Genomic DNA, 17,180 nt, shown 5'->3' on the forward strand with positions numbered 1-17,180 from the left:
AATAAGGGAGAGAACAACGAAGTGAAAAGAATCGTAAGTTTAATCTTAATTGTAAGCATGGCTTTAACCGTTTTTTCAGATAGTAAAGGCTTGTTTGCCTATGCTGCTTCCAGCAACAACAACATTTCACAATCTGTAAATAAATCCGTATACCTTCCCGAAATATTGGATGATGAAACTACGGTAACAGACTCAGTTTATAAATGGGGCAGATTTTCTGATGATGATGTTACTTATATCAGAGAGTATTACTCTATTACCATGAAGAAATTAGCAGCTTTCTATTATTCTGAATTAAGCCCTCTATTGGAAACAAATGAATTACTTTCAATGCTGGAGTGGGATGGATCTGAGATCTCATCCATTATTGCTACTTTAACTGAGAATGATCGGGAAAGTTTAAGAAATTGGACTCCGGTAGTAATGAACCAATATGATCTTGATAATAATCGGGAAGAAACGTTAGAAAAAATGAATGTGCAAGTTGAAGCAAATGAAGTAATTGACACTATGCTCAAAGAGTACGACGAAACGGTTACAGGTGCTACATATGGAGCTTTAACCTCAAAACAATTTGCGAAAAATGCGAGTAACCCTTATCGATTTGATGAGTCTAATAATCCTTTTCACTACAGTGCTGATACCAGTTCAAACGTCGATCCTATATACAAGACAAGTAATCAACGCGAAGTTGATTTATATTTGCCAGGACGTAATGGTCTCGACTTCTCTATTACTCGATCCTATAGTTCTTTAAATGCCAAGATTATGCTGCCGACACACGACGGCAATATGAGTGCAAGTTCTTTATGTAATCCTTATAATGTTTTGTATGAGAGTGGATTGCCTGATTGTTTGGGAAATACGCCTATTACGTATATTTATGATATTCATAAAGATCCTACTTTTCTTGCTGTAGGGTGGTCTTTGAATATTCCAAAAATGCAGCAAGGATCTATTCAGGCGTTGACAGGATCTGCTGAAACAAATACCAATGTGAATTATTACTACCGCTCTTATAGTAATTACTACGATTATATTACTTTTACCTTGGATGACGGAACTTCATATGAATTCCATGGTGGAACTACTCCTTATAACCATCCTTATAGTAATGTTAAATACAATATTGGTAATGGCACTTATGATTTAGTAGTGGATGACAAAATCACCTTTAAATTTGACCAATCCGGTAAGCTGGTTTCAAAAAGTAATTTGTGGGGAGACACGATTACTTACTCATATAGCAGCGATAAAATACTTATTACCGATTCTGTTGGCAGAACAATTGAATTAATAAAACCTACGTATTCCGGTTATTCCGGATTTATTGTAAGAGATAGGCTGGGTGTCAAGACACACGAAATTAAATATGATTTAACTTATAAGAATGATGCTGTATCACAAGTTAGAACATATGATATGTCTACTTTTAATGCGTACAATTATGTGGATCAATCCTCACCGTATCTTCAATTGAATGCAGTTATTGATGTGGTTGATAATAATAAGACATTAAAGGATTATTCGTACTATACGCCTGATATTACAAGGCTTGCAGATTACAACTTTGAGGATGACTATTATTATACGACTTCTAATGGAGTGCCGATTCTGGATTATTATAATGGAGCAGAGGCCAGATCCGTTGTCGATCGTAATAAGGCGACTCATGGTTCAATTCCTTATTTATTACTAAACGAGGTAACGGATACAACGGGATTAACTACTCAGTTTAAATATCAAAACTATTACTGGGCTTGGTTCCACGAGAATAATGATTCTGATAGTGAGCTAAGAAGAGGGACAACAAGGCTATATATGGATCCTTGGATGCTATCTTATGTAGGATATCATCAGGTTTCGAATGTCTATTATAAATATAAAACGAACACAGGCGAGCAAAAGCTGCTGATTCAAGATGTAACCGTTAATACAAATGGGGCACTAGAAATATCAACAGCACCAAAAACCGGTGGAGTAGAGAATTTCCGATTGAAAAACAGTAATGGTTTTCGGCCAAAAACAGTACGGACAGGCATTAAGTATCATTTTGGAGATTATAGCGAAGTCCTCTCTAGTGAATATAGCCCTATCAGTGGAGGACTATTTGTAACTAACTATGAGTATAAGGAGCCAGGAATTTTAAGTAATGGAATACAGAATGTAGATGATGGAGTGGATTATAGGGGATCAGGTCTGGAAATACAAACTTTTCAGTATGATACTAATAAAAATAAACCTTACTTATCCAAACAATTTGACTTATCAGATAAACCTGCAGGTATGAATAACTTTTTATGGTATGGCAATGATCGCAATTTGCCCGGTCAATTAGCTCAATACGCAACACTTTACCGGACAGAATATGACGCATATGGCGCTGTCATTTATCAAGAGGACCCGTACGGCAATAAAGTAGAGACTACTTATGGAGGGCCTTTTCATCAAGTCAGTGTACAGAAACAAACCGCCTCAGACGGATTAACAAAGAGTGAAACTACTTATGCTTATCAGGCAGACGGTACCCTGTCAAGCTCAGTGCAAAAAGGGTATTATCGCGATCCTAACAACCCGGCACTGGTGCAAGAGGATCAAGTAGTGACGGAGTATTCTTTGTACAATGCAAATAAGCAGCCTACACGAATTCGTACAGTAAGCTCGGGAAGCCAATACGGAAGTCAGCCTTTGGAATCGATAGTTGACTTGCGGTATGATACAGATAATCTGCATGTCATTGAAGAGAAAACGTATGTAACACTAAGCAAGGGGCAAGCTGCTGTGCCACTTATCGTATCTTATAATTACGATAATCGGGATCGGTTGATTAAACAGACATTTCCGGATGGAAGTATGGCTACGTATCAATATGATCTGAATAATCGTATGATTTCAGAAACCTACACACCATCTCCATCTAATCCTGGGGCTGCTCGTACAAAAGGCTACAGCTATAATGACGCGCAGCGATTAATTGTGGAAGAGCTGCCAGATGGGAAAAAAGTATCTACAACCTATACACCTTACGGTGCTATAGAATTACAGACCCAGTCTATTGGTTCTCAAACTAGAACCGTCTTGAAAAATACTATTAATTCTTCGGGGACATTGATAAAATCTTCGCAACCCTATGGGGATATTGCCAAGGAAGTCAAGTATGAATACGGGAATAATGGTCAGATTAAAAAATCGACTGATCCACTGGGTTCTACTAATTACTATTATGCCAATCGTGCATCCAAAGTAGATGGCTCATCGTCTTATTTGCAAAATACGACGAAGGTAGTTTCTCCTGATGGAAAAGAAACATGGACTTACCAAGACAAGACAGGAAGAACGACTAAGCAGGTGGAGACCAACGGAGTAAAAACGAGAACAACCAGATATGCATATACTCCACTGGGAGCTTTATCGCAAATGCAAGTAAGCGCTAATGGAGAGACACAAACAACACAATATAAATATGATAGTGCCGGCAATCTGATATATCTGAAAGATCATGAGAATAATGTCAACCGTTATGTGTACAACCGCTTTGGTCAAGTGATTGCTACGTATACGAATGATCAATTGCAAAAACAAAGCGAATACAATCAAGTAGGCTGGCAATTGCTCAAAACCAATGCTGAAGGTAAGCAAGATAAATATCAGTATACGAATACGGGATTGTTGGATTCGTATACCGATAAAATGAATCAAACCCATAAATATACGTATACTCCTTACGATGAAGTAAACCGCCAGTCTGTCTTGAATGCGAGCGGTACAGAAGTTTATTGGCAGCAGTACAGCTATAATCCAATCACTAGGTTGCTTGCAGGGATAGCTAATGGGGAAGGGGAAAATCAAGGATATAACTATGATGAGTGGAACCGATTAAATCGTCAAACGGTGGCAAATCGTAATTATGATATGCAATATGATAATTACGATCGTATGAAATCTCTTAAGTACCCGGATGGCGAGTTAGTTTCGTATAATTATGATGTGTTGGATCGTATTGTTTCGGTAACGTCTCCGAATATGGGGGTCGTTCAGTATGACTATACGATTGCCCTTAATGAGAATACGAATAAATTAACTTATCCTAATGGTCTTGTGCAGACACGGAAGATGAACTCATTTGGCGAGCTCACTTCGTATGTCCAAAGTTCAACGACTAACAACACTTCGAATTGGAGTGAAATCTTTAGTCACGATGGATTCAGTAATATATCGAACATTAATCGAAATGGATCGAATCTGACTTTTCATTATGATGGACTAAACCGTATCAAAGATGAGAGCACACCTGAAGGTGAACGTACCTATACGTACGATGAACGCGGGAATCGTCTTACTGCTTCAGGGGATTTACCTGGATTAGATATGGAAGAATCGGCTTACACGTATAATCCGCTTAATATGCTCAAAACCTATGCTTCGGGAAATAAGCAAGCTTCGTATACGTATTACGGTGATGGATTGCGAGCAACAAAAACGGTAAATGGAAAGTTAAGCCGGTATGTATATTTAAATGGGCATATAATAGAGGAACTAGATGCTAATGGAAATACAAAAGCAAGGAATGTCTGGGGAAATGAATTGCTCTATCGGCATGACTATGTTGCTAATAAGAAAGGTTATTACTCTTATAATGGCCATGGTGATGTAATAAAAATAACGGATGGCAGCGGAAATGCTATTAATACGTATAATTATGATATCTGGGGCAATATACTCTCTCAGACAGAGAATATGTCTAATCCCTTTAAGTACACAGGCGAGGTCTATGATGAAGAAAGTAAGTTGTATTATCTTCGTGCTCGGCACTATGATCCAAGTATAGGAAGGTTTATTAATGAGGATACGTATGAAGGGGAGATTAATAATCCGCTGAGTTTGAATCTTTATACCTATGTGCATAATAATCCGTTGATTTATAGTGATCCTAGCGGTAACAAACCTGTGATTTGGTATGACAAGGAAAAGAAGGAGTACAGCTATGCGGCTTCAGTTCGGTTTCTAGATACCGCACAGTTTGCACTCGGTTATATGCCTTTCTATTCAATGATTGATTTTGGGGCAAAGGCATTGAATGATACATTTAGAGATAAGTATTTTACAGATATCAGCAAAAAAGACATGAAAAGAGCAAAAGAACTTTTGAAAGTATCAACTGGTTTAGACGTAGTGGATTTACTTGGAGGGATAAGTTCCTCAAAGATAAAGAACGCTCTGGGCAAAGCAGCAGGTTATGGATCTTTTATTTTCCAAACTATCGAGGTTGGAAAATATATAGCAGATGGTGATATTTCATGGCTAGTTGAGGATCTTGTATCCCCTGGTCTAATGGTATCAAATCGACGAGAGCAAATAACTTTAAGGTATTATTTTGCTTCTAATTTAATTAGGGAAATGGTAGCATCTGGTGATTTAAAATACAGTTATAATAATGGGAACTTAACTCATAATCTAACAAAGTCAGAATTAGAAGACATCAATAATGCGCTTTTAAATTTTATGGTTGCAACAGGAGCTTACGACAAGCGCGGCGATTACTAAAAGGGGGAGTTTTTTGACTACTGAAATTCTAATACTTATAATAATAATAGCCAACGCAGGAGCATTGTTTCGGATGGTCATCTTTTCAAAATTCAACAGAAATCAAATTTTTTTTTCGATTGCCTCCATAAATATCGTTATTTTTGTTATTTATTTTGGCTCTTCTAGTGAATTTAATTTGAGTCAAGAGGATAAGGTATTTTTTAGTTTGATCGGTATAGCAGCTCTTGTTTCATTTTTTTATTTTACTGATAAGAAAAAGTAAACTACATTTTATAAATTACCATGCGAGGAATGAACTGTAACCCCATTTATGGACACTGTATAAAAAACGGTTAACATAGTCTTAAGCAGCTAGGAGATGATGACTTCTGTATTCGTCAGGAGTCATCTTTTTTAATGTCCACTGATAGCGTTCTGAATTGTAGTAGTTGACGTACTCATTGACTTTTAGACGTAATTCATGAAGAGATGTGCAGTCCCTGTAGTTAAGTTCGTCCTTCATATGACCAAAGAACGTTTCCATTGATGCATTATCCCAGCAGTTTCCTTTACGAGACATTGACTGTTTAAACCCGATTTCAGCAATGAGGAGCCGGTTTTTAGGGTGTGTATAGTGCATACCCTGGTCGGAATGGAAGATGGCATCAGGATGAATATTGCCGTCCAGTCGTTTGAGCAAGCGAGTCATTGTCCGTTCAACCAATGATAACTCCAAAGAAGAAGAGAGATAGTGGGCCAAAATCTGCTTCGTAGCACCATCCTTCACACAAGAAAGATACGCCCACTGACCACTGCCATAGCGCATATATGTGATGTCGGTAAGGAGGACTTTCTCTGGTTCTCCTTGATCGAATTTGCGCTCCAAAAGATTAGGACATGTACGATGTTCTTGCGTAGCTTTCGCCATTTTGCGATAGGGATTGGCTTGACGGATCGTAGCTACTAACCCGAACTTACCCATGATACGACGAATCTTTTTATGATTCATGACAATACCATGCAGGTTCTCTAGCCGCATTTTAATGACCAATGCGCCTACTTTACCGTTCAAAGCTACAAAATGCTCCTTAATTAGCTCGAAGTCGTTTTGATCGGCTATCTCATGCAGTTGACGTATTTCTTCAACGCTGCACCAACGATAATAGCCGCTCGTACTTACTTCAGCAATCTCACATAAGTAGCGTGTTAAACGTCGTAAGTCATGCTTGCGAATCGTCTGGTTAATGAGCTGGAAGCGCTCGGAAGGCTCCAACTCCTTACTGCTTCGCCTTTCGAGCGCTTCTAGCTTTTTTAAAAGTTCATTCTCCGCTTCGAGGAGTTTAATCCGAGTTTCAGCTTGTTTCAGTTTCTCTTCTGCTGACAGTTCACTCTTCGATCGTCTGCCTGTGCTTCCGATGCCTCTGCGCTCTTCTAGCAAGCCATCCTCACCGTACTTAGCGTAGGTTTCTCTCCAGCGATAGAGGCTCTCTGTAGGTGTTCTCTGCCCGATGAGTTCCATATTAAAGCCTGCTTTCAAGAAAATCTCCATTGGCGGCTCTCCCGCTTGATTAGCTTGCACTGCTGCGAGTTTAAAGCTTGGAGCATACGAAATGTTCCTGCCTGATACGCGGCTTACGTTCGGATTCGATTCCAACAACCTAATCTCCGCTTCACTAAATCCTGTTCCGATTTTCCTCATGATGTTCATTCCCCGAATAATGTCGTTAGTATGATTAAAACACAAAAACCCGAAAGAGGTCACTTTTTTCAAAGTGTCCATCTTACGGGTTACAGTTCAGTTCAACGACTCCATGTGGTTTTTTTATAGTTGGTCAATTCACTACTACATGGAGAATTTCTGTTAGAAGTGATAACTCACGTTAATAGCGCAGGGCTCTCGCTGCTAAAATTTCTCCATCCTAATCCCACATAACCCGGCAGTACCAGACAGAGTTAGTACTATTCGCGGACAAGCGCCACTGGTATATTCATCTCAAGAACTTCCATTGAGGTGATTGGCATGAACGGGAAAATGAAAAAGCCTTCCCAGCGCAGCATCTATGTGCTGCTGACCGATACCGGCACGGCGTTTACGAGATTGATTAAAGGTTTTACAAAAGCACCTTATAACCATGCATCCCTTGCATTTGACGACGAATTGAATGAAGTTTTCAGCTTTGGACGCAAAGAGGCCCATAATCCTTTTATAGGCGGCTTTGTTCGTGAAGATATATATAGAGGCACCTTTCGCCATTTTCCAAATACACGCTGCTTGCTGCTTCGTCTTCCGGTCACAGAGCAACAGCATGCTAACTCGGTAGCCTGCATCCGTCACTTTCAGCGGAATCAGGATGCTTACCGCTATCATTTGATTGGTTTGCTCGGTGTGTTGCTGCAGCGGGAGATTAAATCGGACAGCGCTTATTTTTGCTCCCAATTCGTTGCAGAGGCTCTTAAGAGCAGCGGTGTACCGCTCTGGGATCGTCCCTCGGGACTGGTTACACCAAATGATTTTAAAGAGCATGCTCAGTTCGAGTTTGTATACGAAGGTATGCTGTACGATTATCAACTCATAGATAAAGAGAAGCTTGGCCCAGTTCCGCCACATCCGCTGTATATGGCATTACGTACGAGCTTGAGCAAACTAACGGTATAAGCAGTAAAAAAGGATATTTCCCCATATAGAAACCATTTCTTGATAAAATGGACGGATATCTCAACGTTCATACAAGGAATGGTTTCTTGTACATTCAATACATCACGGACAACTACACTGATGGATGATGTTGGCGTAATTCAGTAAGTCAAAGCAAAGGGAATGGTGAAATGGATATTCAACGACTAGATCATTTAATTACTGAAGGCAAAATTAAAGAAGCCATGCGGATCATTCAATACGTCAGTAAAACGAAAGATGCATCGTATTTGAACATACTAATAAAGCACTTGAGATTAACTGAAAATAAAATATTAAGGAATGACATCGCTTTAACTCTTGCTGATATCGGTAATTATGCAGCAGTTGAACCGATAATAGAGGTTTTAAATCATCCGAAAACTAAGGGAAGCAGAGGGACATTACTGTATGCGTTAGAGAGTCTTGATTATATCTCTCATATAGAAACAATAACTAGTTTTATTGGTGTTGATAGCCTGGAGGCGAGTATGCAATCGTTGTTGTTACTAGAAAACGTAATTGATCGTCTGTCAGACAATGAAAAAGAAAGATGTCGTAAAATGATTGAATTAAACTTAAAGAACAATAATAACGAAATGATCGAAGAGGCAATTGCATTGTTAAAATAAACTATAAACGACAAAAGCCGAATCACGGACAACCGTGATTCGGCTTTCTCATTACTTACTCCACAAACAGCGACACCCGCTCGAAGCCGGACTCCGATACCCGGATCAATCCGGTGTCCGAAATATGCAAGGTCGGGATGACGACCAGTGCAAGGAGGGACAACGTCATGAACGCGTAATTCATCGTGCAGCCTGCGTGAACCAGCGCACCGCTTATGTCCTTCATTTGCTGTACGACTGTCTCATAAGGCTCTGTCGACATAAGACCAGCCAAGCGAAGCGGAAACTCTACAATTCCGTCCTCTGTTGCTACAGCGATTCCGCCTTGCATGCCGATTACAGAATTAGCGGCCTTAGACATAAGCTCGTCGTCATTGCCGATGACAAGCACGTTATGGCTGTCATGCGCAACGGTCATGGAAATAGCGGCAGGGCGATTGAAGCCGACACCCCCGACAACGCCAAATGCGGAGCCTCCCGTTTTGCCGTGGCGTTCGAACAGCGCCATTTTGGACAAGCCGCTTTCCGGCTTAATATCCAGCTTGCTGTCCTTCACTAGAACGTCGACGACAATTTCTTTTGTCTCTACATTGTTCTCGATAACTTCGGCAACGCGAACCTTGGCAGTACCGGATGCAACCGGAGCTTTAATGACAAAGTCAGCTGCGCTCAGTTTTTTCTCGAGCTTCACCGAGTTGACGGCATATGCGGGATATTCGAACGGAGCGAGCTCGATCGTCATTTGACCATTCTCCGCAACAACTTGTCCGCGCGCAATCGTCATAACGACGTTCACTTCTGCAAGATTTCCATCTAGCAAAATAATGTCCGCAATCGAGCCTGGTGTGACCGAACCGACATCACGGGCTACGCCAAACCGTTCAGCTGTATTCAATGTCGCCATCTGGAAGGCTGTTACCGGTTTTACGCCTTGTTGAATGGCATGGCGGACAATAAAGTTCATATGGCCTTCTTCTTTCAAGGAATCACAAATGCGGTCGTCGGATACGAGCAGCATCCGGCGGGAATCTAGTCCCATCTCGGTATGCGCCTTAATCGTCGCCTCCACGTCATGCCAAGCTGAACCGCGGCGCAGCTTAGCATAAATGCCGAGTCTGACCCTGGCGGCAGCATCCTCTTTCGTAATGCTTTCATGACAACCCGTTACCCCTGCAGCAGCATAAGCGGATAGCCGCGGGTCTTGGGAAGGCCAAGTATAGTGGCCGTCGACCAGTTTGCCTGCACGCAGCGCAGCTTGAATTTCGCCGATCATCTTCGGATCGCCGAACACGACGCCCGGGAAGTTCATCACTTCGCCAAGAGCGATCATATCGGGTCCCCAGCTCAAAGCTTCGGCTACTTCTTCTGGGCCGAATTCAGCTCCCGAGGTTTCGAATTCGGAAGAAGTGGCAGGTACGCAGGAAGCGACTTGCATGTAGGCAGCCATAGGTGTTTGCCGCGCTTCATCCAGCATAATCCGCAAACCAGGAAGACCAAGGACGTTGGAAATTTCATGCGGATCAAAGAATCCGCCTGTCGTTCCAAGCGGCAGCACCGCATTGGCGAATTGAGTAACAGACAATAAGCTGCTCTCGATATGGCAGTGCCCGTCCAGCAAGCCTGGCGCTATGTAGCGGCCGTTCGCTTCGATCACTTGTGTTTCTTTGCCGATCATTCCCTCGACATAAGGACCAACATATGCAATGCGTGTACCAACTACAGCAACAGACGTTTCGGGCAAAATCTCGCCGGAAACGACGTTGACGAGCGTACCGCCTTTTATGAACAATGTAGCTTTCTTTTCCCCTCGTGCAAAGGCCACGAGATCAGGTATGCAATCGGCCAGATGAGGCCGGGAGAATAGGTTAGCAGTCAATGTATTTCCGCCTTTCAACTTGAAATTTAAGTTCATCATATACCTAATGATTGAAATTAACCAGTTTCACGATTCCATAATGGCCTGTAATTGGAATCAGGGCAACTGATTCGATATTTGAAACAGGTTCGTGAAGAAAAGATGGACATTGTGAGACAATTGCCTGCTGTTATACGTATACAAGTTGACACTCGAGGTGTTGCCTCTCAGAATGAAAAGGAGAGCGCTAGAGAAGGAGGCGGTTAGCAGCAAATGGGATGGAATACTTGGGATGAAACAGCTAGAAGCATGGAAGGGGCAGACGTTACGGCCATCAGCAGGGGAGCGGTTGTGCTGGAGCATGGTGCTATTGAACAAATCATTCCTTATTTGAAATCGTCAGGCTATGAAAGCGTGGTCATTGTGGCTGATTCAATAACCTGGGAGGCGGGCTATGGATCTAAGCTTCAGCAATGGATCGCAGTTGCAGGCATAAATGCAGGATATGTATGGATCAAGCCGAATGGTCAAGGGGATGTAATTGCAGATGAAGCTTCAGTTGTTCAATTGACGATTGAGCTAAAAATAAAATCCGCAGGAGCGGTAATTGCGCTCGGTTCGGGAACGCTGCATGACATTGCCCGATACGCAGCTTTTATAGTAAGCATTCCTTTTATATCCGTACCTACCGCGCCGTCTGTAGACGGCTTTAACTCCAAGGGGGCACCCCTTATTTTACGAGGGGAGAAAAAAGACGATCGCCGCGATTGGCCCGGATGCGATTTTTGCAGATTTAGACATTTTGACGAAGGCTCCGTCCGTAATGGTAGCGGCTGGATTCGGCGATATGCTGGGGAAATACACCTCGCTATTTGATTGGAAATTCGGGACTATTTACGCTAATGAGCCTTACTCGGATCGAATTGCTGAGATGACAAGAGGCGCCCTACAGCAATGCGTGGAGCAGGTGGATCAGATTGCTGCCCGAACACCGGAGGGCATCAGGTTGCTGATGAGTGCGCTTCTGGAATCGGGCTATGCGATGCTGCTTTTTGGTCAATCACACCCCGCCTCAGGAGCGGAGCATCATTTGTCCCATCACTGGGAGATGGAGTTTTTGCGGACCGGCAGAAGACAACTGCTGCATGGTGCCAAGGTAGGCGTCGCATGTGCAGAAATAGCGAAGCTATACCGCCAACTGGCTGATGAAGGCAGATTGGAGTCGTTAACACCGATGCATAGCGAGATATTAATTGAAATGAACCGAATTCAGGATGAAAAGGAAATTAGGTGGCTGCTGACAATCGTAGGCGGACCAGCCACAATCGGGGAGCTGGGTGTGGGGGACGAGTTGTTAAGCCGAAGCTTGATGGAAGCGCATCTTATCCGACCGAACCGGAATACACTGCTTAAAGCATGGAATGAAAGCGACAAGGGGGAGCTTAAATAAATGTGGAAATCAACGGTTGGCTGGTTTAGAGGGATTGCGTTGCTGGAAGGGATATCCTATCTTGTGCTGCTGCTTATTGCGATGCCGCTCAAATATTGGGCGGACGAGCCGGCTTACGTGACGATTGTAGGCATGGCACACGGCGTTTTATTTACGTTATATCTGCTGTTTCTGCTCTTGTCATGGATTAAAAAGCGCTGGTCGTTTCTATGGGTTTTGCTGTGCTTCATCATTGCTTTCGTGCCTTTTGCAACGTTTTGGCTGGAAGCAAAGCTTCGCAAGGAGCAATAATCGAAGAATTATAATGAAAGAGGTTTCTTATCTCCGGGATTAACGGGAATGAGAAACCTCTTTTTGCTTTTACTCCATTATGAATGATAGCTAGTTGGCTTGCAGACTCTGGTCGTAATCAAGCTCGGACAGGCTTCTGGCCGGGCCGGTTGAACCTCTAGGAATTAGCGTTGCTGGCAGCTTAATCCGGCGCCATATGTGCTGGCCCTGTTCAATCTGCTCAATAATATGGCGGGCCGCCTCGCGTCCGATTTCCCGTTCCTGCTGGGCAACTACGGTAGGAGGGACAAGGGAAAAGTCCGCATAAGGAATATCATCGAACAGAATGACGGACAGATCCTCCGGCACGCGTCTGCCAGCTTCAATGGCCGCACGAATAACATGGGGGCCGAAGTAGGAGACGATGATGGCGGACAATTGCGGATGATCGTTCAGAAACTTATGAACCTGTCCGCTAATTTCCTCTTCGGTCATATCGAATGTCAGGTTGGACAGCTGCAGGCTTCTATCGATCAGGATGCCGTGGTTTTCAAGCCCTTGCTCATAGCCGGCGATCCGGTCCTCGATGCTTGACGTTCCGTCGGCACGCGACGAAATAATGCCGATGGAGGTGTGCCCATGCTCATGCAGATGATTGACAGCCATGACCGAGGCTTCAAAGTTATCCGAGCTGACGGAGGAAGTATCCAATCCCTTTAACGTACGGTCGACGAGCACGAGCGGGAACTTAGACAGCGTTAGCGACAGAATCTCGCTGTTGTAATTTTCACCCTCTACAGGGTAAATAATAAGTCCGTCCACCTGAGCTTCCATCATGTCTTTAATTTTGACGATTTCATCCTGCTGTGAATCATTCGTTTTGGAAAAGAGCATTCTATAATCAGCTTTGGACAATTCGTCCTCAATGCCGCTTAGTACGTTTGCGGTGAAATGGTTATCCAATCTCGGCATGAGGAAGCCAATCGTCCGCTTCCGGCTTTCGCCGCCCATTTTACTATAGAGATTATCGAGCGCAATATGATGGTCGGCAGACACAAATGTACCTTTGCCTTGTTGTCGAAAGACGATGCCATTATCGACAAGATTGGACAAAGCATTCTTCACCGTAATCCGGCTGACCTGAAACTGCTCGGATAGCTCGTTCTCGGAAGGAATGCGGCTGAGCGGCGGCCATTTGTTGCATCTGATCTGCGTCATAATGTATTGCTCGATTTCCCGGTACATCGGAACTTGTTTATTTGCCATCCTGATTTCCCTCATTCCTATTAGTTGAATTAATAATATAACAACGATACAAGTATGACAAGTTGTATCTGCTGTCGAATAAACAGAAAGGGAGTCACTCTTATGATTAGAATCATTAAAATGCTTATATGAAGGCAATGACAGCGATTACAATGTTTTCTGGGTTGTATATAAAAAAGACATTTACATCGATATGTATGTTGTTTATATTGAATATACAACCTAGATGAAGCTGCTGGTTGATAACGCTTCACTCAATTTGAAAGGGGAGAATTTTGAGATGAAAAAAAGAATGTATGCGATGGGTATTTTGTTAGTAGTCGCGGCCCTAGTTGTAAGCGCTTGCTCATCCGGTTCAGGCAACGGAGGCAGTGAAGGCGGTGCCAAAAAGACGCTGAAGATGTGGACTTGGAAGGTAGCTTACGGTCCCGGATTTGAAGCAGCAGCGAAATTGTATGAAGAAAAAACCGGCATCAAAGTTGAAATCGAAACTTTCACTCCTGATGATACTTATAGACAAAAGGTTCAAGCGGCAGCCAACTCCAAAAACCTGCCTGACGTGATCCACTACTGGGCAACTAACGGCGACTCGCTGGAAACATCGCTGCTGGAACTGACGCCTAGCGTAGGCGACGATGTATTAAACAGCTACTTCGGACCAGCAATGGATCCTATCCGTGTCACTCAGAAACAAGTAGACAACTGGGCGACAAATAAAGATGCAACAAACGTACAAAAAGGCTTGAAAGTTGGCGAGTTCTACGGCCTTCCGCTTGATATCGGCGGCTTCTTCACCTTCTACGGCAACAAGAAGCTCATCGAGCAAGCAGGCTTGAAAGCTGAAGCTCCAAAAACGTTTGAAGAGTTCGTAACGATGATGGAAACCGTACAAAAAGAAACGAAAGTGCCAGGCCTTGTATTTGGCGCGAAATTGCCTGACCTGTGGGAAAACTGGGCTGGATCCGCTCTTCAAATTATGTTGAACGGACCGGAAGGCTACATTAACCTGCTGGAGCGCAAAGCGCAAATGAGCGATCCTAGCAACATTAAAGTTTCTCAGGCTCTTGGTACGATTGCAGACAAAGGCTTGATGATGCCGGGCATTCTGTCCACGGACATCGACGGTGCGGACCAAGCTTTCGCTTCCGGCAAAGCGGCGTTTGACCTTGGCGGTACATTCACAATGTCCACATTGCTGGCAATGGGCATGAATGCAGACGATATCGTTACGTTCTCCGTTCCTCCAATTGCAGGCTCCAAGCTTGACAAATGGTCGACAGATCCATTCACGCTGACAATGATGTCGGTAAGCAAAGACTCGAAAAATAAAGACGACGCTTTGGATTTCATCAAGTTCATTACTTCTGATCCAGATGCAGCAATCGCATTCTCCAACGGCGCATTCACGGTATCCGCACTGAAAATAGGCGATCGTTCCAAAGACCTGTCCCCGGCGCTTAAAGCGATGCAAGAATCATTCGCGACAGAGCCAGGACCGTACAGCAAAGTTCAGCCTTACATCGACAACAGAGGCAATCACAAGGAATGGGAAGAGTACTTCCAATCCATGCAATCTGTAATCGAGAAGAAAATGACGGTAGAGCAGGCAACTAAGAAATTCGACGAGCGCATGAAATCTCTAGCGGCAAGCGGTAACTAATTAAGGTTCATTCTGTGCCAGCCCTCGTGCCTTTAATAACAGGTGCTAGGGCTGGCGCACCCCTTTACTTCACTGTCAGGCAATAAAAACGGACAAAGGATGATCGCTTATGGTAACAGCAAAGAAAAAATGGGTGCCATATTTGTTTCTGCTTCCCGGCATTCTGCTATTTTTGGCGATAGGCGTTTATTCGGTAGGCTTCTCCGTCATACTCAGTTTTTACAACTGGTCGGGGATTGACTTCTCGAACGCAAGATTCGAAGGATTGTCTAATTTCAAGGATTTTCTGCTGGGCGACAGCCCGGTTGTATCGCGCAACTTCTATTACGCGTTGCTGCACAATTTCGAGCTAGCCTTCTTTCAAGTTATCATTGTCATTCCGGTAGCACTCGTGCTCGCATTCGTTTTGCAGAACACGAAGATGGCCGGCTTTTACCGCACGCTTTATTTCCTGCCGATGATTGCATCGGGCATCGCAGTTTTCTATGTATGGAAAGGCTTATTCGAGCCTACAGGCGTACTTAACTCTTTATTCGCCACGCTGGGCCTTGATTTTCTAGTCGTACCCGAAGGGATGCTGGGCAGCTCGTCCACATCATTGATCGGGATCATTATTACTTCCATTTGGGGAGGACTTCCCGGCACGCTGCTGCTTTATTATGCAGGTTTGACCGCCGTTGACCCGACACTATACGAAGCCGCAAGCGTGGATGGCGCAAGCAAGGCGACGATGATACGGAAAATTACATGGCCGCTGCTCAAGCCGATGACGCTTATCGCGGTTATTCAAATGGTGAATGGCGCATTTCAGACGTTCGAGAATGTATTTATTATGACCGGAGGCGGTCCGGCAGGCAGCACCGAGGTTATCGGAACGCTCGTTTATCGGACGGCATTTATCGATAATGACTACGGTCTCGCTAGTGCAATTGGCTGGACGTCGTTTCTCGTAACGGGACTCATTGCTATTTTCAGTATTCGCGGCTTTAAGGCTGACATATAGGAGGATAAGAGGATGGTTAAATCAATCAAGCACTTACTGCTAATCATATACGGCTTCGCTTGCCTCTATCCGTTCTTGTGGATGTTCGGAACGTCGCTCAAAACGTCGCAAGATGCTTTAGCTAATCCGCAATCGCCGTTTCCGTCCGGGGCTTTTCAGTGGAGCACGTTCGCTGAAGTATGGAACAAGCTGAATTTCGGCCGCTTCTTTATGAATAGCGGCATTGTCAGTATCGTGGTTATTGTTGGTGTTATCTTCATTTACAGCATGATGGGCTACGCCTTTGCGAAGTACAGATTCAGAGGGAAAAAGTTTATCTATTATATGTTTATTGCGCTTCTGCTCGTGCCGGGCGTAACGATTCTTATTCCGCTTTATATCAATATGACGAATTTAGGCCTGGCCAACAGCTATATCGGAATGATTCTGCCGATGATCAACGGCGCAGCGCCGTTTGCGATCTTCCTGTTCACCAGCTACTTCCGTACAATCTCTCATGAGCTGTACGAGAGCGCGGTGCTGGACGGCTGCAATTCCTTCCGCATCTATTTCAACATTTATTTGCCGCTGGCAATTCCGGCTATCGGCACGATTGCGATTATGAACTTTATCGGCAGCTGGAACAACATCCTGTGGCCGATGATCATCATCGACAGCAAAGATTTGTTCACGCTCCCTATGGGGCTGATGTATCTGGATTCCTCTTCCTTCAAGAAGTGGAACGAGCTGATGGCAGGCGCTATTATTACAATTTTCCCAATACTCGTAGCCTTCCCTTTCCTGCAAAAAATGTACGTACAAGGCATGACTGCCGGATCGGTGAAAATGTAGCTTCATCCAAAAT

General features: G+C 43.7%; 13 protein-coding genes. 10 read left to right on the plus strand and 3 right to left on the minus strand.

The genetic code is table 11. From position 1 onward, the window contains the following. The first annotated feature begins 21 nt into the window (after positions 1-21). Entirely contained in the window at positions 22-5,544 is a 5,523-nt protein-coding gene (locus tag IEX98_RS25345) for an RHS repeat domain-containing protein (protein WP_188892487.1), read from the plus strand. Between the two features lie 13 nt (positions 5,545-5,557). Next, on the plus strand, positions 5,558-5,809 hold the full coding sequence (locus tag IEX98_RS25350; protein WP_188892488.1) for a hypothetical protein: 252 nt from the start codon (positions 5,558-5,560) through the stop codon (positions 5,807-5,809). A gap of 81 nt (positions 5,810-5,890) precedes the next feature. On the opposite strand, the gene IEX98_RS25355 is transcribed toward IEX98_RS25350, so the two are convergent. After that, complete coding sequence (locus IEX98_RS25355; RefSeq protein WP_188892489.1) at positions 5,891-7,225, minus strand: IS3 family transposase; 1,335 nt, start codon at positions 7,223-7,225, stop codon at positions 5,891-5,893. Positions 7,226-7,546: 321 nt separating this feature from the next. Here IEX98_RS25355 and IEX98_RS25360 point away from each other — a divergent pair, with 321 nt between their 5' ends. Both IEX98_RS25360 and IEX98_RS25365 read left to right on the plus strand, forming a co-directional pair. Further along, positions 7,547-8,182, plus strand: coding sequence for a hypothetical protein (locus tag IEX98_RS25360; protein ID WP_229692392.1), 636 nt, complete (start codon positions 7,547-7,549; stop codon positions 8,180-8,182). A 170-nt stretch (positions 8,183-8,352) separates the two neighbouring features. After that, complete coding sequence (locus IEX98_RS25365; protein WP_188892490.1) at positions 8,353-8,832, plus strand: HEAT repeat domain-containing protein; 480 nt, start codon at positions 8,353-8,355, stop codon at positions 8,830-8,832. Between the two features lie 55 nt (positions 8,833-8,887). On the opposite strand, the gene IEX98_RS25370 is transcribed toward IEX98_RS25365, so the two are convergent. After that, the gene (locus IEX98_RS25370; RefSeq protein ID WP_188892526.1) at positions 8,888-10,744 is read right to left on the minus strand and encodes an adenine deaminase; all 1,857 of its coding nucleotides are present in this window, start codon (positions 10,742-10,744) and stop codon (positions 8,888-8,890) included. Positions 10,745-10,960: 216 nt separating this feature from the next. Here IEX98_RS25370 and IEX98_RS29390 point away from each other — a divergent pair, with 216 nt between their 5' ends. From IEX98_RS29390 to IEX98_RS25380, 3 genes are read left to right on the plus strand one after another with little or no spacing between them, the layout of a single operon-like run. Continuing rightward, positions 10,961-11,563 carry an iron-containing alcohol dehydrogenase gene (locus tag IEX98_RS29390; RefSeq protein WP_268237844.1) on the plus strand — a complete coding sequence of 201 codons (603 nt, stop codon included), beginning with the start codon at positions 10,961-10,963 and terminating at the stop codon, positions 11,561-11,563. Then, the gene (locus IEX98_RS29395) at positions 11,511-12,137 is read left to right on the plus strand and encodes a hypothetical protein (RefSeq protein ID WP_445376018.1); all 627 of its coding nucleotides are present in this window, start codon (positions 11,511-11,513) and stop codon (positions 12,135-12,137) included. The genes IEX98_RS29390 and IEX98_RS29395 overlap by 53 nt, the downstream gene beginning before the upstream one ends. Next, a complete protein-coding gene (locus IEX98_RS25380) occupies positions 12,138-12,428 on the plus strand; it encodes a DUF3817 domain-containing protein (protein WP_188892491.1) in 291 nt (96 codons plus the stop codon). A 90-nt stretch (positions 12,429-12,518) separates the two neighbouring features. Here the strand turns inward: IEX98_RS25380 and IEX98_RS25385 are convergent, their stop codons facing one another. Next, positions 12,519-13,673, minus strand: coding sequence for a GntR family transcriptional regulator (locus IEX98_RS25385; RefSeq protein ID WP_188892492.1), 1,155 nt, complete (start codon positions 13,671-13,673; stop codon positions 12,519-12,521). Between the two features lie 280 nt (positions 13,674-13,953). Between IEX98_RS25385 and IEX98_RS25390 the strand changes: the two genes are divergently transcribed. The 3 genes from IEX98_RS25390 to IEX98_RS25400 all read left to right on the plus strand — a co-directional run bounded on the left by IEX98_RS25390 (position 13,954) and on the right by IEX98_RS25400 (position 17,167). After that, a complete protein-coding gene (locus tag IEX98_RS25390) occupies positions 13,954-15,333 on the plus strand; it encodes an ABC transporter substrate-binding protein (protein WP_188892493.1) in 1,380 nt (459 codons plus the stop codon). A gap of 109 nt (positions 15,334-15,442) precedes the next feature. Further along, complete coding sequence (locus tag IEX98_RS25395; RefSeq protein ID WP_188892494.1) at positions 15,443-16,336, plus strand: carbohydrate ABC transporter permease; 894 nt, start codon at positions 15,443-15,445, stop codon at positions 16,334-16,336. A gap of 12 nt (positions 16,337-16,348) precedes the next feature. Further along, positions 16,349-17,167: a carbohydrate ABC transporter permease gene (locus tag IEX98_RS25400; RefSeq protein WP_188892495.1), complete on the plus strand. Its 819-nt coding sequence runs from the start codon at positions 16,349-16,351 to the stop codon at positions 17,165-17,167. Positions 17,168-17,180 lie beyond the last annotated feature (13 nt).

Source organism: Paenibacillus radicis (ex Gao et al. 2016), assembly GCF_014641555.1.
Lineage (GTDB): Bacteria > Bacillota > Bacilli > Paenibacillales > Paenibacillaceae > Pristimantibacillus > Pristimantibacillus radicis.